The 19564-nt window shown below is 66.6% G+C and carries 19 protein-coding genes; 5 read left to right on the top strand and 14 right to left on the bottom strand.

The genetic code is table 11. The annotated features are described in order from the left end of the window. From TSH20_RS10200 to TSH20_RS10245, 10 genes are all read right to left on the bottom strand, one after another. Positions 1 to 1658 (bottom strand): CocE/NonD family hydrolase (locus TSH20_RS10200; RefSeq protein WP_109074622.1); only part of this gene is annotated, 1658 nt, incomplete at its 3' end. 251 nt (positions 1659 to 1909) lie between these two features. Continuing rightward, a complete protein-coding gene (gene ade / locus TSH20_RS10205) occupies positions 1910 to 3631 on the bottom strand; it encodes an adenine deaminase (protein ID WP_109074623.1) in 1722 nt (573 codons plus the stop codon). A gap of 66 nt (positions 3632 to 3697) precedes the next feature. Beyond that, positions 3698 to 4888 carry a GNAT family N-acetyltransferase gene (locus TSH20_RS10210; protein WP_158281979.1) on the bottom strand — a complete coding sequence of 397 codons (1191 nt, stop codon included), beginning with the start codon at positions 4886 to 4888 and terminating at the stop codon, positions 3698 to 3700. Between the two features lie 18 nt (positions 4889 to 4906). After that, positions 4907 to 6244 carry a PAS domain-containing sensor histidine kinase gene (locus TSH20_RS10215; RefSeq protein WP_247871694.1) on the bottom strand — a complete coding sequence of 446 codons (1338 nt, stop codon included), beginning with the start codon at positions 6242 to 6244 and terminating at the stop codon, positions 4907 to 4909. Next, the gene (locus tag TSH20_RS10220) at positions 6241 to 7377 is read right to left on the bottom strand and encodes a DUF2336 domain-containing protein (RefSeq protein ID WP_109074625.1); all 1137 of its coding nucleotides are present in this window, start codon (positions 7375 to 7377) and stop codon (positions 6241 to 6243) included. The genes TSH20_RS10215 and TSH20_RS10220 overlap by 4 nt, the downstream gene beginning before the upstream one ends. Positions 7378 to 7561: 184 nt before the next feature. After that, complete coding sequence (locus TSH20_RS10225; protein WP_109074626.1) at positions 7562 to 8326, bottom strand: hypothetical protein; 765 nt, start codon at positions 8324 to 8326, stop codon at positions 7562 to 7564. 112 nt (positions 8327 to 8438) lie between these two features. Continuing rightward, the gene (locus TSH20_RS10230) at positions 8439 to 9053 is read right to left on the bottom strand and encodes an ABC-type transport auxiliary lipoprotein family protein (RefSeq protein ID WP_247874457.1); all 615 of its coding nucleotides are present in this window, start codon (positions 9051 to 9053) and stop codon (positions 8439 to 8441) included. 38 nt (positions 9054 to 9091) lie between these two features. Further along, positions 9092 to 10051, bottom strand: coding sequence for an MlaD family protein (locus TSH20_RS10235; RefSeq protein ID WP_109074627.1), 960 nt, complete (start codon positions 10049 to 10051; stop codon positions 9092 to 9094). Between the two features lie 9 nt (positions 10052 to 10060). Further along, positions 10061 to 10879 carry an ABC transporter ATP-binding protein gene (locus TSH20_RS10240; protein ID WP_109074640.1) on the bottom strand — a complete coding sequence of 273 codons (819 nt, stop codon included), beginning with the start codon at positions 10877 to 10879 and terminating at the stop codon, positions 10061 to 10063. Next, complete coding sequence (locus tag TSH20_RS10245; protein ID WP_247871692.1) at positions 10879 to 12042, bottom strand: MlaE family lipid ABC transporter permease subunit; 1164 nt, start codon at positions 12040 to 12042, stop codon at positions 10879 to 10881. The genes TSH20_RS10240 and TSH20_RS10245 overlap by 1 nt, the downstream gene beginning before the upstream one ends. A gap of 219 nt (positions 12043 to 12261) precedes the next feature. Here TSH20_RS10245 and TSH20_RS10250 point away from each other — a divergent pair, with 219 nt between their 5' ends. Further along, on the top strand, positions 12262 to 12777 hold the full coding sequence (locus TSH20_RS10250; protein ID WP_109074629.1) for an adenine phosphoribosyltransferase: 516 nt from the start codon (positions 12262 to 12264) through the stop codon (positions 12775 to 12777). A gap of 2 nt (positions 12778 to 12779) precedes the next feature. Here the strand turns inward: TSH20_RS10250 and TSH20_RS10255 are convergent, their stop codons facing one another. The 3 genes from TSH20_RS10255 to TSH20_RS10265 all read right to left on the bottom strand — a co-directional run bounded on the left by TSH20_RS10255 (position 12780) and on the right by TSH20_RS10265 (position 15200). After that, positions 12780 to 13232 (bottom strand): DoxX family protein, encoded by a 453-nt coding sequence (locus tag TSH20_RS10255; RefSeq protein ID WP_109074630.1) that lies wholly within the window; start codon positions 13230 to 13232, stop codon positions 12780 to 12782. A 73-nt stretch (positions 13233 to 13305) separates the two neighbouring features. Then, positions 13306 to 14250 (bottom strand): DMT family transporter, encoded by a 945-nt coding sequence (locus TSH20_RS10260; protein WP_247871691.1) that lies wholly within the window; start codon positions 14248 to 14250, stop codon positions 13306 to 13308. A gap of 110 nt (positions 14251 to 14360) precedes the next feature. Beyond that, positions 14361 to 15200 (bottom strand): 2-keto-4-pentenoate hydratase, encoded by an 840-nt coding sequence (locus TSH20_RS10265; protein ID WP_109074632.1) that lies wholly within the window; start codon positions 15198 to 15200, stop codon positions 14361 to 14363. A gap of 161 nt (positions 15201 to 15361) precedes the next feature. Between TSH20_RS10265 and TSH20_RS10270 the strand changes: the two genes are divergently transcribed. Beyond that, the gene (locus tag TSH20_RS10270; RefSeq protein WP_109074633.1) at positions 15362 to 16666 is read left to right on the top strand and encodes an acetylornithine deacetylase/succinyl-diaminopimelate desuccinylase family protein; all 1305 of its coding nucleotides are present in this window, start codon (positions 15362 to 15364) and stop codon (positions 16664 to 16666) included. A gap of 53 nt (positions 16667 to 16719) precedes the next feature. Here the strand turns inward: TSH20_RS10270 and TSH20_RS10275 are convergent, their stop codons facing one another. Beyond that, positions 16720 to 17433 carry a hypothetical protein gene (locus TSH20_RS10275; RefSeq protein ID WP_109074634.1) on the bottom strand — a complete coding sequence of 238 codons (714 nt, stop codon included), beginning with the start codon at positions 17431 to 17433 and terminating at the stop codon, positions 16720 to 16722. Between the two features lie 254 nt (positions 17434 to 17687). Here TSH20_RS10275 and TSH20_RS10280 point away from each other — a divergent pair, with 254 nt between their 5' ends. The 3 genes from TSH20_RS10280 to TSH20_RS10290 all read left to right on the top strand — a co-directional run. Then, positions 17688 to 18188 (top strand): recombinase family protein, encoded by a 501-nt coding sequence (locus TSH20_RS10280; RefSeq protein ID WP_109074635.1) that lies wholly within the window; start codon positions 17688 to 17690, stop codon positions 18186 to 18188. A 132-nt stretch (positions 18189 to 18320) separates the two neighbouring features. Beyond that, positions 18321 to 19115, top strand: coding sequence for a hypothetical protein (locus TSH20_RS34600; protein ID WP_146205484.1), 795 nt, complete (start codon positions 18321 to 18323; stop codon positions 19113 to 19115). A gap of 250 nt (positions 19116 to 19365) precedes the next feature. Further along, on the top strand, positions 19366 to 19564 hold a 199-nt coding region (locus TSH20_RS10290; RefSeq protein ID WP_109074637.1), incomplete at its 3' end, for a type II toxin-antitoxin system RelE/ParE family toxin.

The raw sequence follows: 19564 nt of genomic DNA on the forward strand, positions 1-19564 counted from the left end.
CCCAAAACCGCCGGTCCGGCCGGCAGGCGCAGGCGCGACGGCCGGTCTGGACCGCTGTGGATCAGCAGGGTGATCGGCAGCGCATCGACGCGGCGGGTCTCGCCCGGCTCCGCCCCGGTGCCGGGATTGACCGGATAGGCCGGGAAACAGGACCCGGCAAGGCTGAGGCGCAAGGCTGATCCCGGCGCGAGCGTGGCGCAGGCCGCCCGCATGGCGATGGTCAGCGGACGGGTCGGATCGCCCGGTTCCACCCGCGCATGGCCCTGGGTCAACGGCAGCACCTGCCCGTCGGGCCTCAGGACCGACAGAACGGCGCTGACATCGAAGGATGGCGCATCGGCCTCCACCCACACATCCAGCGCCACCCGCCCGGCCAGCATCAGCGGCTCGTCCAGCGGCAGGCTGGTGTAGGTCGCGACGTCCGGGCGGCGGTCGACGGTGGCGCGGTCGGGACGCCCGGCGGCATCCGGCGCCGCATGGCCACCCACCGTCGGCACCGGCGTGCGCGGGTCGTGCACCACCACGTCGAGCGCCTCCAGATCGGGCATTTCCAACTCCAGCCGCCCCCCCTGACGGTTGGCGAGGCCGTCGCTGGCCAGATGCAGGACAGCTTTGGCCGCCGACAGGTTGGACAGGTCGTGCCAGCGTCCGGTTTCGACATCATGCAGGCGGACCGGACCGCCGCGGTCGCCTCCCTCGCCCTTCAGCACCCGGTCGAACCACGCCAGTTGCAGCGTGTCGAGCGTCGGCGCCTGTCCCGGCGCGGCGGCGGGTCCATCGGCGCTCCAGGGGCCGACGACCAGCCGCACCGGCGCCCTCTGGCTCGCGGCGAAACGATCATGGGCATCCAGCATGCCGGCCAGACGCGGGTCGTACCAGCCGCCGATCTGCAGGACCGACACGTCGGCCGGCATGGCGTCCTGCATCGTCTTGGGCGACAGCGCGGCCCAGGACGGGCCGGGCACCGGATTGGTCAACCAGTCGTCGTAATGGGTGTAGCGGGCGTAGTCGCGCAGGGCCTGCGGCCGCGACGGGATCTCGTCGTCGATGGGCAGGCTGCGCGCCGCGTCCGTCAGCAGCCGGTGCCCGGTTCCGTCCTCGACCCGCCGCGCGGCGTCGGCCGCGGTGCGCAGGGCCCAGCCCATGGCGTCGGCCAACCGGAAAGCCCCGCCCTCATAGGCCCAGTCGGAAAAGACGTCCCACCCGGCGAAGGCCGGCGCCACCGCACGCAGGGCCGAGGGCGCTTCCGCCAATGCCAGCCATTGCGCCATTCCGGCATAGCCGCAGCCGTACATCGCCACAGATCCCGACGATCCCGGCAGGGAGGCGGCCCAGGCAACGGCATCGGCCCCATCCTCCCGCTCCGCCTCGAAGGGACGGAAGCGGCCGTCGGAGGTGCCGCAGCCGCGCATGTCCTGCACCACCACCACATAGCCGCGCGCCGCATACCAGCGCGGATGGGCGTAGTGGCTGGTCAGTGCGGTGCGCCGGCCGCAGGGGACGCGCAGGAGAAGCACCGGCCATGTGCCGGCCGCGTCGGGCCGGTAGAGATCGGCATCCAGCCGCACGCCGTCCCGCGTCCGCATCGACACGGTTTCCGGCGGCCGGACCGGCAGCAGGCTGTGGGAGTGGTGGATCACCGGGGCCAGATGGGTCATGGCTGATCGGGCTCGCTCGATGACGAACAACAGATTATGTGTCGTCGTGGCAAAGCCCATGCCAGAGGCGGGACGGCAATCGGCCTAAATTTCAGGGTCGCAAATTCAGGCATGGAAAGCCCGCGCTCCTTGCAGAGAACGGGCTTTCCCAGGTTTCACGGCCATTTCGTCGTCGGTGCCAATCAGCGCGAGGCCAAATTCCAACCGCCCATTACCCGGGCCGATGCCGCTTTTACGGGCAGGCCGCCCAATCAGGCGGCAATCAGCTCGAAACGATCCACATCGACCATGCCGCGGTCGGTGATCTTCAGGTGCGGGATGACCGGCAGGGGAAGGAAGGCCAGTTGCAGGAAGGGCTCGGCAAGCGGACAGCCCATGGCGCGGACGGCGGCGCGCAGGGAGCGCAGCTTCACCTCCACCGTCTCGAACGGCTCCAGGCTCATCAGCCCGGCCAGAGGCAGGGCCAATTCGCCGACCACCTGCCCATTGCGCACGGCGACGAAGCCGCCCTGCAGTTCGATCAGGCGGTTGACCGCGACGCGCATGTCGGCGTCGCTCGCCCCGACCACGCAGATGTTGTGGCTGTCATGGCCGACCGACGAGGCCAGCGCCCCCTCCGCGAAACCGAAGCCCTGGACAAAGCCGCGGCCGATGTTGCGGTTGCTGCCGTGGCGGGCGAAGACGCAGATTTTCAACAGGTCGCGCGACGGATCGGCCACCATCCGGCCGCCCACCACGGGCACCTCGATCCGCCGGTGTTCGGTCAGGATCTTGCCCGGCTCCAGCCCGATCACCGACTGGACCGAACCACCGGCCGGCACGGCGAAATCCTCCTCGGCAACCGGCTCCAGCTTCACCGAATCGAGGCCTACCGGCGTCACCGCCGTGCGACCGTCGAAGCTGTGCGGCCCGACGATCTTGCCGTTGCGGATGACGCGGTTGACCGCGCAGTCCTCCAGATCGTCCAGCAGGACCAGATCGGCGCGATGCCCCGGCGCCACCAGTCCGCGGTCGTACAGGCGGAAGCCGCGGGCGGCCGACCATGTGGCGGCGCGATAGACATGGGCGACCGGGGCGCCGAGGCGGATGGCGCTGCGGATCAGGTGATCCATGTGCCCCTCCTCCGCGATGTCCAGCGGGTTGCGGTCGTCGGTGCAGAAGCCGAGGAAGGGCGAGGTTTCCGGTCCGATGACTTCGGCCAGGGCATGGACGTCCTTCGACACCGATCCGTCGCGGATCAGCACCTGCATGCCCTTGCGCAGCTTCTCCATCGCTTCTGCGGCGCTGGTCGTCTCGTGGCAGTTGCGGATGCCGCAGGAGAGATAGGCGTTCAGCTCCTTCCCCGACACCAGCGGGGCGTGGCCGTCGATGTGGCGCCCGTCGAATGCCGCCAGCTTGTCCAGCACCCCGTCCACCTTGTGGAAGACGCCGGGAAAATTCATGAATTCCGCCAGCCCCAGCACGCGCGGATGATCCATGTGGCGGATCAGGTCCGGCGCCTCCAGCCGGGCGCCCGACGTCTCCAGTTCCGTCGCCGGGACGCAGGAGGACAGCTGCACGAACAGGTCGAGCGCCGTACCCCCGGCACTGTCGAGGAAATAGCTGAGGCCCTGCTCGCCCAGCACATTGCAAATCTCGTGCGGATCGCAAATGGCGGTGGTGGTGCCGCGGGGCAGGACGCAGCGGTCGAACTCCTGCGGGGTGACGCAGGTGGATTCGCAATGGACATGAGTGTCGATGAAGCCCGGAACCACGGTCAGGCCGCGCCCGTCGATCTCCTCGACCCCGTCATAGGACTCGTAGGTACCGACGATGACCTCGCCGCAAACGGCGATGTCGCCCTCGGCGATCTCGCCGGTGACGACGTTGAGAAAGCGCGTGTTCTTGATGACCAGATCGGCCTTCGCCTCACCCAGCGCCTGCCCGATGCGCGTCTTCAGATCATCCCGCCCCACTGCCCGGCTGACCGTCATGTCCCACTCCGCCTGTCGCCTATTCAAAGAGGCAAAGTGGCCCCCCGTGCCGCACCGTGCAAGCGGCTATCGGCCGGCGTGCCGGCGGAACGGCGAGCGGGCCTGCTCCTGCGCGAAGGCGGCGAGAACCTTGGCGTTGTACAGTTCCAGCCCTTCCGCCACCGCGCGGCGCATGTTGGTGTGCAGGAACCAGTGGCAGGCATGGGAGAGTTTCGGCAGGAACCCTCGCGCCAGCTTGTGCGGGCCGCCGCGCCCGCCGTCCACCCGGTTCAAACCCCGGGCGATCGCCCGCTCGACAGTGCGGTAATAGCAGATCTCGAAATGGACCAGCTGCGCGCCCTCCCTCGCCCCCCAGTTTCTGACATAGAGGCAGCCATCTCCTTCCATGGTCAGCAAGGCGCCAATCGTATCACCGCCTATTTCTGCGAAAGTCAATGTAATGGTGTCACCGAAAGCGGCGCAGAGCCGCATGATGAAATCAAAGGTCAGCGCTTGGCGCCGTCCCTTGCGGGCATGGAGGTCGGCCAGCAAATCCAGGAACACCACGACATCGGCCTCCCCGACCCGGCTGCCCGGCACGTCGCGGATGCGTACTCCGCTCTCGATGATCTTGCGGCGTTCCCACAGCATCACGCTGCGCCGACGGCTCGACAGGGCGGCGGTGAAATCGGCGAAGTCGCCATATCCCGCGTTCCGCCACTCGTAATCGACGGCATGGCGGGTCAACCATCCCGCCTCCTCGAAACGGGCACGGTCTTCCTCATCCGGAAAGCTCACATGGATGGAAGACAGGCCATGATTGTGGGCCAGCGAACGCATCGACCCGATCATCGCATCGGCAACGCGGGACGGCGCTCCCTCCCGCAGCAAAATCCGCGCGCCGGTCACCGGCGTGTAGGGGACCTCCATGACCAGCTTCGGAAAATAGCGACCGCCCGAGGCCTGAAAGCCGTCGACCCAGGCCTGATCGGGCCAGAACTCGTCCGTGGACCGGTCGCGCAGGTAGAGGGGCGCTGCGCCAACCGTCCGGCCAGACGCATTCCTTACGATCATATGGGCGGGGCGCCAGCCATTGTCCGGGCCGGCCAGTCCGCTGTCTTCAGCCGCGCTCAGATAGGCATGGCGCAGGAACGGCCCCTTGCCGGCGGCACAGGCATCCCATTCCAGCGGATCGACTCCGGAAATCCCGAACACCATCGCGACCGACAACGGTTCATCCTGCCGGTCGCCGTCCTGCGCAACCGGTCCCTGCCTCATGAACATGTCATTCCCTGATTATTCCCCGTCGTAGGGCGGCGCCACCGGAAGCCGTACGCTGACCGTCGTGCCTTCCCCCTCGCGGCTGCGGATGTCCAGCGTGCCGTTCAGCAGATCGACGAAGGACCGCACCAGCGGCAGGCCCAGCCCGGTGCCGCCTGAGCGGCGGGACAGTTGGCTGTCGACCTGACCGAAGGGTTGCAGGGCGACGGCGATGCCGTCCGCATTCATGCCAATGCCACTGTCGGCCACTTCGATCAGGATGCGGCCGCATTCCGGCCGAACCCGCAGGGCGACGCTGCCGCCGTTGGGGGTGAACTTCACCGCGTTGGTCAGTAGGTTCAGCAGGATCTGCTTCACCCGCACCGGATCGCCCAGCAGGCGGGGCGTTTCGGGGGCGATGTCCTGGATCAGGGTCAGCCCACCTTCCTCCGCCCGTTCGGCGATCAGCAGAAGCGAGCTTTCCACGGCGTCACGCACGTCGATCGGCTGCGGATGCATTTCCAGCTTGCCGGCCTCGATCTTGGCGACGTCCAGGATGTCGCTGATGACCGCCAGCAGATGCTGGCTCGACTTGCCGATCACCTTGGCATAGTCGAGGTATTTGGGATGGCCGAGCGGCCCGACGATCTCGCTCTCCATCATCGAGGAAAAGCCGATGATGGCGTTCAGCGGCGTGCGCAGCTCGTGACTCATATTGGCGAGGAACTCGCTCTTGGCGCGGTTGGCGAGTTCGGCCTGTTCCTTGGCCTGGATCAGCGCCTGCTCGGCACGGCGGCGTTCCTGGACCTCCTGCATCAAAGCGCGGGTACGCTCCGCCACCCGCATCTCCAGCTCGTCGCGGGCCTGACGCAGAGCCAATTCCGCCCGCTTGCGCCGGGTGATGTCCTGGCCGACGCAGAGAATGCCCGCCGGCGCGCCGTCGGCCTCCGGCAATCGGTTCAGGTTCCACAGAAGCACCCGCTCGCTCATGCAGTCCTGCTCGCGCAGGGCCTGCTCGAAATTGCGGACCTCCATCCCCTCGGCGGCGACCTTGAGCTGGGCGGCGAAGGCGCCGGCCGGCTGCTCCCCCATCATCTCGGTCCAGGGGCGGCCGATGGCGGTGCCGGCCTCCAGCCCGAAGGCGCGTTCGGCATCACGGTTGGCCTCCAGCACGCGGCCATCGTCTCCCAGCACGAGGATGATGCTGGCAGCCGTGCGCAGGAGGGAGCGGAAGCGCGCCTCCCCGGCCCGTGCCTCGCTCTGGCGCAGTGCGCCTTCCAACTCGGCGATGCGGCGTTCCAACCGGCGGACAATGTCGGCCGGGCCACCTCCCGGCGGTGGGGCCGGCTCGGCGAAGAAGATCGGATCGGTCACGCCGCGGCGTTTTCCGGCTGCATCATGTCGCCCAGCTTCGCCAGCAGGAACTCCAAATCTTCCGGCGCCAGATCCTCGTACTGGGTCAGGATGCGCTCGATGACGCGGCGGCGGTGACGCTCGCGGTCGCCGGGTTCGCCGTCATAGGGAGTTTCCTTCAGCACGTCGATGGCAATGCGGCAGGCCGGCAGCAGGGCCGGCGGCAGCTTCGCCTTGTCATACAGCGACTTCAGCCCCAGCCGTCCGGCATCGTGGATCAGCAGACGGGCGTTGGTCAGCGGCACATTCGCCATGCGCGACATCGCCATCTCGAAGAAGGCGATGTCGCCGGTGCACAGCGAGCGGACCAGCAGCGACGGCGTCAGGCGGCCGGTGCGGGCAAGCTGAGTCACCAGACGGTCCAGCGCCCCTTCGTCGCTTTCGCCGGTGAACAGGGCGACGGTCGCCCGTTCACGGCTTTGCAGGATCAGTTCCGACGCGACCTTCGACGGCAGTTCGTGGTGCGAGACCAGATGTTGGCGCAGCCGTTCCGACACGACGGCGACCAGACGTTCGGCGATGGTGATCGGCAGCTTGGAGCGGTGGACCAGCGGGTCCTGCACCGCCTCGCTGGCGCCGAAGCGGTCGATGACGCGGCCCAGGCTCTGCTCGCCGAGTTCCGCCCCCTCGTTGGCGACCAGCGCCGCGACCGCGTGTTCGGACCCGCTTTCGATCAGCGCGTCGGCGACCACGGCCGGCACGGTCGGGCGTTGGGCGATGGCGGTGCTCTTCGCCTCCGCACCGGTCCGCACGATCTCGACCAGATCGGCCGGGGTCAGCACGGTGGAGACGCTCAACACCGGGATCGCCACCGCCTCCACATCGCGGGCAAGGGTCAGGGCGACGTCGCGCGGCAGGGACGGGCTGGATTTCAGATTCTCGGCCAGGGTCTGACGGACACGCAGGACCGTGTCCGTGACCATCACGCGGATGATGTCCTCCGCCAGCATACGCTCCGACTGCGACAGCTCCGGGCTGTCGAACTGCTGAGCCAGCTTGGCGGCCAGATCGGTCCGGCTGTTCGGCGACGGGTCGGCCAGAAGCCGCGCCACGTCCTGTTGGGTCAGATGACCCGACTTGAAACCGTCACTCATGGGTGCCGGACCCTTCCTGCCCTGGTCCGTCTCCATAGGGGTCGCGGAACGCAAAACCCGCGCGAATGTGGGCGGAGACTTGTCCACACCGTCAAGGATCTTCCGAAACGGTTGAACCTTCCTTAACGCCCTGCGGTCATAAGCCCTTGGCCTTTGGCCATAAGTCCGCAGGAGAAGGAGCGACTCACGGCATCCCGACGAAGCTGGGCGGCTCCGGCAGGATCGGCCGGCGTCGCCGTGCCCCGCGCAGATGCAGTGCCACCGTGGCGATCTGCTCCTCCACCGAGATGTGGCGCTGCGAGGCGACCTCCAACCCGCGGTCTTCGTAGACATAGGCGTCGGGATGGCTTTCCGCCCAGCGCCGGATGGCGGCGTCGCGGTCGCGCAGCAATTCGACGATGGTCGGGCGGAACAGCCGCATCATCGCGGTGATCCAGCGGTTGGCCGGCCAGGATGGCCGGGCATGGTCGATCTCGAAAGCGTCGAGCATGGCGATCACGTCGTCGGACTTGTACCAGGTCTCCCCGGTCACCCAACGGTTGGTGGTGAAGAGCCGAACCGGCTGGCCGGCCACATCCATGGCGATGCCGATCAGGTGGGACAACGCGTCATTGTCGTTGTCCGGGGCCGAGAAATCGGCCAGCGGCGCCGGCCGCAGGCCCGGCGGCATGCCGTGCGGGCGCAGGAAGGTGTGGAAATGCCCATGCTCCCCATTGGGCCGTTCGCCTTCGGGATGGCAGTGATAGTAATACTGGGCATGGAATTCGGCGTCGTAGACGTCACCCGGCGGATAATGCTTCCACTCGTACAGCGTGCCGTGGCCGCGCAGAAGCTCCCCCACCACCGTGTCGCCGGTCTTGGCCAGGACGCGCTGGCACAGGCGCACCTCGCGTCCCGCCTCGGCCATCGCCTCCAACTCTTCCCGGGACACGTCCGACAAATCCGTCATCGCCCGATCCTGCGCTGCGCGAACACCCCTATTACGTACGCGGCTATGCGGGCGTGGCAAGGTCTTTTCGATTGCCGCACCTGCGGTTGCAGCCGGGCCTGCGCTTGGCCGTTCAGCTGCCGGAAGGGCGGAAACGCTGCGACAGCGACCATGTCACCAACTCTCCGGTGACCTTGCCCAGCGCTTCGTCGAAGGCAGTGATCACGTCGGTGAAGGAGCGGCCGCGCACCGGTGCCGACGCCTCGAAGGTCTCGCCAGCCTCGATGGTCCGGCGCGGCATGGCGACCAGCTTGGCCGACAGGCGCACATGCACCCGGTCGGGCATGGCGGCACCCGGCGTGGCGTATTCGGCTTGGAAATCACGCAGTTCCGACTTCAGTACGTAGTCGGAGCGCAGCCCCACCGTGTCGCGCCCGACCGAGACGATGCGGCCGCTGTCCTCGAAGGTCTGGACGATCAGCCCCTGCACCATATTCGGCGCCCGGTCGGCCCAGGACACGTCGGCAAAATAGTCAAGCGAGGTCGGCGTGCGGGCCAGGGCGATGCGCGGCGTGTCGATCCCCGCCGCAGCCGCCGGCGTTTCCACCAGCAATTGCCAGTCGGCCTTGGGGCCGGGGGCTACGGTGGCCTGCGGGGTCAGGGTGTAGAGATGCGGCGCCGTCGGGTTCAGCGTCGAACAGGCGGCCAGCCCCAGCAGCAGGGCGGCCCCCAACATCCTGCGCACCATTGGCCCCGTGACCTCGCCCCGCCCCATCGTCGCCCGCTTCATTTCCCACGCACCTCCACGCCCTGCCGCGTCCCGCCGAAGAGGAAGTTCGACGGGTCGTTCTCGATCCGGGTGACCACCCGCGACAGCTGACCCGACAGATCGCGCAGCTGGGTGATCAGCAATGTCAGTTCATACAGTCCTGTGGCGGTAAAGTCGCGCACCGGCTCGCGGTTTTCGGCGACGAGGCCGTTCAGCGTGTCCGACGTGCGCTTCAGCGACCGCAGCAGCTCGCGCGCCTCGCCACCCAGCTGCTTGGCGGTGCCATCCACCGTCGCCAGCGTGTCGTGCGTCTGGGCCAGCGTGCGGTCAAGCTGCGGCCCCACCGCCTCGAACCCGTTCAGTGTCCGCCGCGCCTGGGCCATGGTTTCCTCCAGACCGGCGCTGGCACGGGCGAGTTCGGCACTGATGGTGCGGGCGTTGGCCAGGATGTCGCCGATCGCCTTCTGGTTCTCGCCGTTCAGCATCTCGCCAAGCTTGGTGATGACCTCCAGCGAGCGGTTGACCAGCTGCGGCGCGCTGTCCACCACCGCGGTCAGCGAACTGGGCCGCGACGGAATGGTCAGCACCCCGTCGGCATCGGTGGCGGTCAGCCGCTTGCCCCCCATCGCCCCGCCGGAAATCTGGACATAGGCGCCGCCGGTGATGCCCTGCACCTCCAGCGAGGCAATGGAATCGGACATGATCGGCGTGCCGTTCTGCACCTCGATCGTCACCCGCACCCGCGTCACGTTGTCGGGATCGAGCCGGATGTCTGACACGGTGCCCACCGGCACGCCGCGATAGCGCACCGGGCTTCCCTGCTGCAGCCCGGTGACGGAACCGGTGAAATAGATGCGGTAGGTCTCGCGCGTCTCATCCAGCTGGACCTTGGCGATCCAGGCGGTGAAGACCAGCAGGCCGGCGACCAGCGCCAGCACGAAGCTGCCGACCAGGATATAGCTGGCGCGGGTTTCCATGACGTGCCCCTACCCTTTCGCAAGACGCCTGGCGTCTTCTTCATGTCGCCGAGCGTCATTGCGCTCTTTCGCGTCGAGAGCCGCGCGGCCGCGCGGTCCGTGAAAGTAATCGTGGATCCACGGGTGCGGATCGGCCAGATGCTGGGCCAAAGTCCCCACTCGGATTTTCTTGTCGACCAGCACGGCGATGCGGTCGCAGATGGAGGTCAGGCTGTCCAGATCGTGGGTGACCATGAAGACGGTCAGCCCCAGGCTGCGCTGCAACCCCTGGATCAGCGTGTCGAAGGCGGCGGCGCCGATGGGGTCGAGGCCGGCGGTCGGTTCGTCCAGGAACAGGATGTCGGGGTCGAGCGCCAGCGCGCGGGCCAGACCGGCGCGCTTGATCATGCCGCCGGACAGTTGCGCCGGGTGCTTGGTCCCGGCATCGGGCGGCAGGCCGGCCATGGCGATCTTCACCCGCGCCACCTCGGCGATCAGCGACGGCGGCAGTTCGGTGTGCTCCTTCAGCGGCAGCATGACATTCTCCGCCACCGTCATCGAGCTGAAGAGGGCGCCGTTCTGGAACAGCACGCCGGTGCGGGCCTGTAGCGCCGTGCGCTCCGCCCGGTCCAGTTCGGCGGTGTCGTGGCCCAGCAGCTCGATCCGACCGGCGGCGGGGTCGATCAGGCCGAGAATTTCCTTCAGAAGCACCGACTTGCCGGTGCCGGAGCCGCCGACGACGCCCAGCACCTCCCCCCGCTCGACGTCGAGGTCGAGGCCGTCATGGACGGTCTGCGGGCCGAAGCGGGTGACCAGCCCACGCACGCGGATGACGGGAGTGCCGGCCATCACACCCCCAGCATGGAGAAGAGGACAGAGAAGACCGCATCGATGACGATCACCAGGAAGATGCCCTCCACCACCGCTTTGGTGGTCATGATGCCGACGCTCTCGGCGCTGCCGGAGACCTTCAGCCCCTCGTAGCAGCCGACCATGGCGATCACCAGGGCGAAGACCGGCGCCTTGATCAGGCCGGCGATCACCGTGTTGATGCCGACCGCGCTGTGAAGCTGGCGGATGAACTGCCCGAAGGTGATGTCGAGCGTGGCGTAGGCCATCACCGCCCCGCCGAACAGCCCCATCACGTCGGCGTAGAAGGCCAGCAGCGGCAGGGTGATCATCAGCGCCAGCGCCCGCGGCACCACCAGCAGCTCCACCGGGTCGAGGCCCATGGTGCCGATGGCGTCGACCTCCTGGTTCACCTTCATGGTGCCGATCTGCGCGGTGAAGGCGGAGCCGGAACGGCCGGCGACGATGATCGCCGTCATCAGGATGCCGATCTCGCGCAGGACGGAGATGCCCAACAGGTTGACCACATACAGCTCCGCCCCAAAGCGCTTCAGCTGGTCCGCCCCCTGGAAGGCCAGCACGACGCCGATCAGGAAGGACAGCAGCCCAAGAATCGGCAGAGCGTTCAGCCCGGTCTGCTCGATGTGGAACAGGACGGAGGTCAGGCGCAGGCGCGACGGGCGCAGGATCAGCCGCGCGAAGGTGACGGTGACGAGACCGAGGAAACCGACGAGATCGAGGATTTCCTTGGCGGCGCTCACCGTCGTCTCGCCGGTGCGGACGATCATGTCGAGGATCGGGTGATGCTCGCGCTCGATCGGATGGGGCGGCGCCTTGCCGGCATCGCGCACGGCATCGAACAGGGCGGCATGGTCCGGCCGCAGCCCGACCACCGCAACCGTGTGGCCCGCCACTCCCAACCGGTCGGCCAGCCGGTTCAGCAGATAGGCGCCGACGGTGTCGAGCGCCTCCACCCGCGCCATGTCGAGACGCACCGCGGCACCCTCCTGGGGTTTCGGCGCGCGGTCGAGCGCATCGGACGCTGCGGCGGCGGCATCCAGGGTCCAGCGTCCGGCGGCGGCGATCCGCCACCCGCCGTCCTCCGGACCGGCATCGATCCGGGCCTCGTCCGCCGTTCCATGCTTCGCTAAAGTCCCAGCCACAGGCTCCGCCGCACGCATCCGCACATTCACCGGTACGTCTGGCCGGTGCGCCTGGAACGTGGCGGAGCATCGTCGGATGGTCAACCCCATGCGGTAAAATGGCGGCACCGCCAAAGCGTCCATTCCCGGCTTTGCGCCGGGGTGGGCAGCCGCTAGAGTGCCGGGCGGCCGACCGGGCCGTTCATGCCGGCATACGATTCTTTACGGGCAAGACTTCCGATGAACTTCAAAGACCATATCCGCGGCGTCCCGGATTTCCCGAAGGCCGGCATCCTGTTCTACGACGTCTCGCCCCTGCTGGCGAACGGCGCCGCCTGGAAGGCCGCCATCGACGAACTGGCCGAGGCGGTGCGCCCGCACAAGCCGGACCTGCTGGTCGGGATCGAATCGCGCGGCTTCCTGGTCGCCGCCCCGCTGGCGCTGGCGCTTGGCATCGGATTCATCATGGTGCGCAAGCACGGCAAGCTGCCGGGCGACAAGATCGCCCATTCCTATGACCTGGAATACGGCACCGACACCATCGAGGTGCAGGCCGACGCGGTGAAGCCCGGCCAGCGCGTGGTGGTGCTGGACGATCTGCTGGCGACCGGCGGCACCATGGTGGCCGCGATCAACCTGCTGCGTCAGGTCGGCGCCGACGTCCGCGCCGCCGCCTTCCTGGTGGAATTGACCTTCCTGAACGGCCGCGACCGCATCGACGTGCCCAGCATCTCGCTGATGGCGTATGACGAGTGAGGTCAGCGCCGGGCGCGCCAGCCGTCGACGCTGAAGCGCCCGGCCCCCGACGCCACCAGCGACAGGAAGCCGCCGATGATGGCGAGATTCTTCATGAACTGGATCTGCTGCATCTTCATGGCGTCGGGTGCGGCGTCCCAATAGCGGTGGGCGATCAGGGTTGCGGCGACGGTGAAGGCCGCGACCGCCAGCGCAGCCAGCCGGGTCCAGGCGCCCAGCACGATGGCAAGCCCGCCGAAAGCCTCGATCAGCGCGCCGACGGGGGCGACGATGGTGGCCATCGGCACGCCCTGGCTCTCCATCCCGGCGATGAAGCCGCCGAGTGCCATCAGCTTGCCGAAGCCGCTCTGCACGAAGATGGCGCCCAGCAGCACGCGGGCCGCCAGCAGCAGCGCGTCCTGTCCGGCGGTGGCGGCACCGGCGCCGGTCTCGTAGGCGGTGGTTTGGTTCGTCATCGCTTGTCTCTTTCCCAATGGCTTTGGAATGGGACGGCGGCAGGGCGGCGGTTATTCCATGAAAAATGCGGGATCAGGCGGTCCTCCACAGGCTGATGATCATGACGCCGGCGACAGTCAGGGCGGCACCGGCCAGCTGGAGCCAGCCCATCGGTTCGGCCAGCGCCAGATAGCCGAAGACAGCGGCAGCGACCGGGCCGATGGCGCCGCTCAACGCCACCAGATTGGGACCGACCCGCCGCAGCGCCTCCGCCGTCATCAGCACCGGCAGCACGGTGCAGACCACCGACATCACCACCGACAGCCAATAGACCGGCAGCGGCAGGTCGAGCGCCGACAGGGGGCGCAGCACCAGGAACTGCAGGATGCAGCACAGGCAGGCCGCCGTCATCGCATAGGCGGTGAAGCGCATGGAGCCGATCCGCTGCACCACCCGGCTGCTGCCGACCAGATAGATCGAATAGAGGAAGGCGCCCATGAAGACCAATCCCGCCCCGGTCATGAAGTCGGGATGGCCGGTCCCGACCTCCGACCACACCACCAGGGCGACGCCGGCGTAGGAGACCACCAGCGCCACCACCTCGCGCAGGCCGATCCGCTTGCCGAGGAACAGGGCCGACAGGATCACGACGATGGTCGGGTAGAGGAACAGCAGCAGCCGCCCCATCCCGGCCGAGACATAGCGCAAGCCCAGGAAATCGCAGAAGCTGGCGGCGTAATAGCCGGTGACGCCCAACACCACGGTCAGGGCGAGGTCGCGGCCGGCGATCGGTGCCCGCTCTCCCTTCCGGCCGCTCGACCACAGCGCCATGGCCAGGAAGAAGGGCAGCGCGAAGACCATGCGCAGCATGATCAGCGTGACCGGATCGACGTTGTAGCGGTAGGCCAGCTTGATGATGACCGGCCGCAGCGAGAAGGCGATCACCCCGGCGACGGCAAGTCCCAGCCCGACCAGGATCTGGACCGGCGGCAGGAACCGCGTCGCCGCGGCTTCGAGGGACAGGCTGGACTGGGACAAGGCGGCGGTTCCGGCGGCTGGAGTGGGGCCGCCATTCAAGCATCCCCGCCGCCGTTTGGCTTCAACCAAGGCGGCGGCTGGCCATGACCGCCGCCATACCCTGGATTGCGTCAGGCGATTGCGCCGGCCGCGACGGCGGTGCCCGACATCGGCGCCAGCCCGGTGAAGGTCACCCGCGCCTGCTGGCCGAAGGCGATGGCGTGAACACCGGTCAGGGCACCAGTGGAGACCCATTGCCCGGCCTTCAGAGGCCGGCCCAGCCGCGCCGCCATGCCGAGCGCCACCGCGACCGCGGCGGCGATGCCGCCCGGCAGCTTGGCGGCGCTGCCGACGCCGACGCTCTGGCCGTCGATCAGCACCTCGGCGCGCAGGGCATCGGCGCCCTCGACGCCGCCGACGATCTCCTCGCCGACGATCAGGCCGTTGTTGTTGCCGAAGACGGAGGTCGAGGCGGTGGGGCCGAGCGCGTTGACCGGCGCCAGCGGTCCGCCGGCCACCTCGATGGCGGCATGGACGGCGGCGATGAAGGCGGCGGCCTCCGCCGGGCTGTAGTCCAGCTTGTCGGCGGGGGCGTCGGCGGCGATGCGCACCGCAAACTCCGCCTCCACCGCGCCGAAGCCGCCGGGAATGACCGGGAAGCTCAGCGGCCCGCCATCGGCGGCCGACACCGTGCGGGCGAAGATCGGGCCGATGTAGCGCATGGCGCCCAGCGTCTCCTCTAGCGCCGGGGGCACCCGCGCCACCTTCCAGCCGGCGACCTCGTCGGGCCAGGAGGCGGTCGCCGTCGCCTGGATGGCGTAGGCGGTGGCGAGGTCGGCCGGCAGCGGGCCGGGGAAGTCGGCAAGGCCGGCCGCGCTGCGGCGGGAGGCGACGAAGCGGGCCGCGGCCTCGGCGATCACCGGGTCGGCCAGGGTCGGGGCGCTCAGCCCGATGGGGTGCGTGACGGTCATGGGAAGCTTCTCCGCTGAGGGGCGCCGCGACTGTAGCGGTCCCGGCCGGCCCGGGAAAGTGCGCCGCACAATAACGGCCCCCAGGGCGGCCCCCGAAAGGCGGGGTGGACGAACCATCCGCTTGCGGAGACACTGAACCCGTCCTTGCCGCGGGAGAGGCCATGCGTTCCGACACCGACGCCGCAACCAAGCTGCTGTTCCGCCGGATCGAGTCGCGGCGCGACGATCTGGTCGCGCTGACCCAGGATCTGATCCGCATCCCCACCGTCAACCCGCCTGGCGACGTCTATACCGACTGCGCCGAGCTGATCGGCCGGCGGCTGGCGGCACGCGGATTCGATGTCGAGTATGTGCGGGCGGAGGGGGCGGCCGGCGACAGCGACTGCTACCCGCGCACCAACGTCGTCGCCCGCATCGAGGCGCCGCGGCCGGGACCCTGCGTCCATTTCAACGGCCACATCGACGTGGTGCCGGCCGGCCAGGGCTGGACCGTCGATCCCTTCGGCGGGGAGGTGAAGGACGGCCGGGTCTATGGCCGCGGCGCCTGCGACATGAAGGGCGGCATTGCCGCGTCGATCATCGCCGTGGAATCGTTGCTGGAGGAAGGGCTGCTGACGGCCGGCGCCCTGGAGATCTCCGGCACGGTGGACGAGGAATCCGGCGGCTATGGCGGCGTCGGGCATTTGGCGAAGCTCGGCTATTTCTCCCGCCCCCGCGTCGATCACGTCATCATTCCGGAGCCGCTGAACGTCGACCGCGTCTGCATCGGCCACCGCGGCGTCTGGTGGGCGGAGATCGAGACCAAGGGCCGCGTCGCCCACGGCTCCATGCCCTTCCTCGGCAACTGCGCGGTGCGCCACATGGGCGCCGTGCTGCACCGGATCGAGACCGAGCTGATCCCCCGCCTTGCCGCCAAGCGAACCGACATGCCGGTGGTGCCGGAGGGGGCGCGCCAATCCACCATCAACATCAACGCCATCCATGGGGGCCAGCGCGAGGACCATGACGGCCTGCCCAGTCCGATGGTGCCCGACCGCTGCCGCATGGTGATCGACCGCCGGTACCTGATCGAGGAGGACCCCGAGGCGGTGCGCGGCGAGATCGTCGCCATCCTGGAGGATCTGCGCCGCACCCGCCCCGGCTTCGCGTATGAGCTGCGCGAGGTGCTGGCCTTCCTGCCGACGATGACCGACGCCGACGCGCCGGTGGTGCGTGCGGTGGCCGCCGCCATCGAAACGGTGCTGGGCCGCCCGGCACAGCATGTGGTTTCCCCCGGCACCTATGACCAGAAGCATGTGGTGCGCGTCGGCCAGTTGAAGGACTGCATCGCCTACGGCCCCGGCATCCTCGACCTCGCGCACCAGCCCGACGAATGGGTCGGCATCGACGACATGGTGCAGTCGGCCCAGGTGATGGCGCTGGCGACGCTGGATCTGATGGGGGGCGACGACGGGGTGCGGTTCTGACCGCTGGAGCGGCGGATGGAACGGCGTGGAACAGGTTTCGGCGGATGTTCCATCTACCGGCGACCGGAGAAGGCACCGGCGGCGCGGCGGCTCACCGGGCCGGGGTTGAGGTTGGGGTAGTGCTCGTACTGGTTGGCGGTCCAGGGGAAGACACCCTTCGGGCCGGCGGATTCCGGACGGGCAAGGATGGCGGCGACGGCGTGCGGATCGGGGGGCATGCGCTCGCGAAGCGCGCCGGGGAAATCGTCGTCGAGTTCCGGGACGGTGACGGCAGGCAGGTCTTCGGGCCTGGGGGCGGAGGGTCCGGGAGCGGGCGTTTCAGGGGCGGACGCAAGGTCGGGCCGGGCGGCCTGCGGCTTGGCCGCCGGGAGGTCGAGGCCGGCGAACAGCCCCAGCCGCTCGGCCAGCCAGCGCACCGTCGCCGGGTCACCGGCGGAGACCAGCCGCTCGATCTGCTCGGCCACCAGGGAGCGGATCGAGGACAGGCGCAGCTCGGCCTCGCGGTTCAGCGCCTGACGTTCCCACCACACCCTGTGACGGAAGTCCTTTGAGCCGTAATAGGCACGCCACAGCGTGGTGCGGCTGCAGCCCATGGCGCGCGAGACCTGCAGGAAGCTGTTGCCGCGCGCCAGCATGCCGGCGGCCATGATCCATTGCTCTTCATGGAACTGCGAGCCGGGGACCAGCGAGCCTTCGGACGGGACCGGCGGTTCTTCGGCCCAGCAGGGGAAACGGTCTTCGGTGAGGGTGCGGGGATCGACGGGCATGGCGGAACTCCACAAGTGGGGGACTTATGGGGGAGAATAAAGGAAAATCTTCCTTTTATGGCGGGGTTTTGCAAAAGTGCGGATTAGGTACGGCTTGTTCAGCCGAGTCATACATTTCGAAGGAAGCTAATCGGAAAAGAGGCACAGGTGAATCACTGCGTGGAAACGGTCGCTTCCGCGAGACCTTGGCACGGACGCCACCACGCTCGGTTGGCCTATTGCAAAACCCGTCCCGTTATGCGGTAGTGAAAGGGATGAAGGATACGCGACAGAATGAGCACTCTCCCCATCTGATCGGTTACGCGCAAGTGTCCACTAAAGACCAGAATCTTGACCTTCAGCTTGCAGCGCTGACCGCCGCCGGGGTTCGGCCGAACGACGTGTGGTCGGACAAGGCCAGTGGCTTGCGATCTGATCGGTCGGGGCTGGCCGGAACCTTGAAGGCGTGCCAGCCGGGTGATGTGTTGGTTTTGTGGCGTTTAGATCGGCTGGCGCGCAGCACCAAAGAGCTGTTGATTATTGTTGACCAACTGCAAGAGGCGGAGGTCGGTCTGCGAAGTGTGACCGAACATCTCGACACTAGCACGGCAACCGGTAAGCTCGTATTCACCGTAATCTCGACCATGGCTGAGTTTGAACGGAACCTGATTTCTGAACGAACCAAGGCTGGCATGAAAACGGCGCGGAATCGCGAATCGCTAGGTGGCAGACCAGTTCTGCGTCCATCGTGGGACAATTTATGGGGCACTGCGTGAGTACCTTCAGCGTCGCGACGCAAAAAAATTGAAAAAGATGGGTGCATTACGGGGGATTAGAGGCAAAATCATCCATCAGACAATACATCTGCCACAGCGGTAAAGCCAACAATCATACAATAGGATGACAATATGAAAGTCAATGAAACAGCAATCGGTCGGAGAATTGGAACCTGTGCCGATAGCATTCTTGCTACCGCTGAATCGGAACGCAAGACGCTTGCCACTCTGATTCCTATGGCACAAGCTGTTAAAAACATAATTTCAGAACATATGTCGGATGAGGTATTTGACGATTTAGAGTATCATTTTGGCCGAATTGAGGAATTTATCGCCAAGTGGCGACCTTCAGGCGAATCGACGCCGGGCTTTCTCTATTTGCAGCCAAATTGGGCAGGAAGCATTGACAATGAAGCCCAAAATGCGCGGAAATTGGTAAAAAATATGAAAGAAGAATTCGATTCTGGAAAATATGAAGGAACAATAACAACGAGAAATGCTCATCGGGAAATTTCTGTGTCAAAGGGCGAGGCATTCATCGCCATGGCGATCGACCCGACGATTTCTGAACTCGACGACGTGCTTGATGCAATTAAATCAGCTTGCCGCGCCTGCGGCATCAATGCCAAACGTGTTGATGATTATCAATCAAATGAGCGCATCACCGACCGCATCGTGGCATCGATCCGCGCGGCAGAGTTTGTCATCGCCGATCTGACACATGCTCGACCAAACGTCTTTTTTGAGGCCGGTTTCGCCCACGGCCTAGACAAGACACCTATCTACATCGCAAAGCATGGAACCAAGCTGGAGTTCGATGTAAAAGATTATCCAATCATCTTCTTCCGCAATATGAGGGATCTGAAAGGCGGCTTGCAAAATAGACTCGCTGAAATCGCGCAGTCTCACAAACACGATGGAGTATAGAAAAAATTTTCTGACGATCCAGCATTACGGATCATTGGTTAGCATCCAAAAAACAGAGCAATCGGTAAACCATGTCAGATTAGGAATATTGAAATTATGCAAGAAGGAACTAGAAAATGCGCATGAAATATTTAGAAAATACAATTATTCATGACCTAGATAAACCGGATAAAATTAGCGAAGTATTTCACATTTATCAGCGTTGGACAATATCACGGTCTCATAGACTAGGTCTGATGCCATTCAGAGCATGCCAAAGGGGGATGCGGCCGGGCTGCGGGACAAGCTGAAGACCTTTGCCGCCGCTCCTTATGACCCGCATCCCTGGGCGAAGGCGTTTGGCGGCGGACAAGGCCGCATCCGCCACGGCGACTGGCGGGCCGTCTACCAGATCGACGGCGATGCGCTGTTGGTCACGGTGCTGAAGGTCGGGAACCGCAAGGAGGTCT

The organism is Azospirillum sp. TSH20, assembly GCF_003115935.1.
Lineage (GTDB): Bacteria > Pseudomonadota > Alphaproteobacteria > Azospirillales > Azospirillaceae > Azospirillum.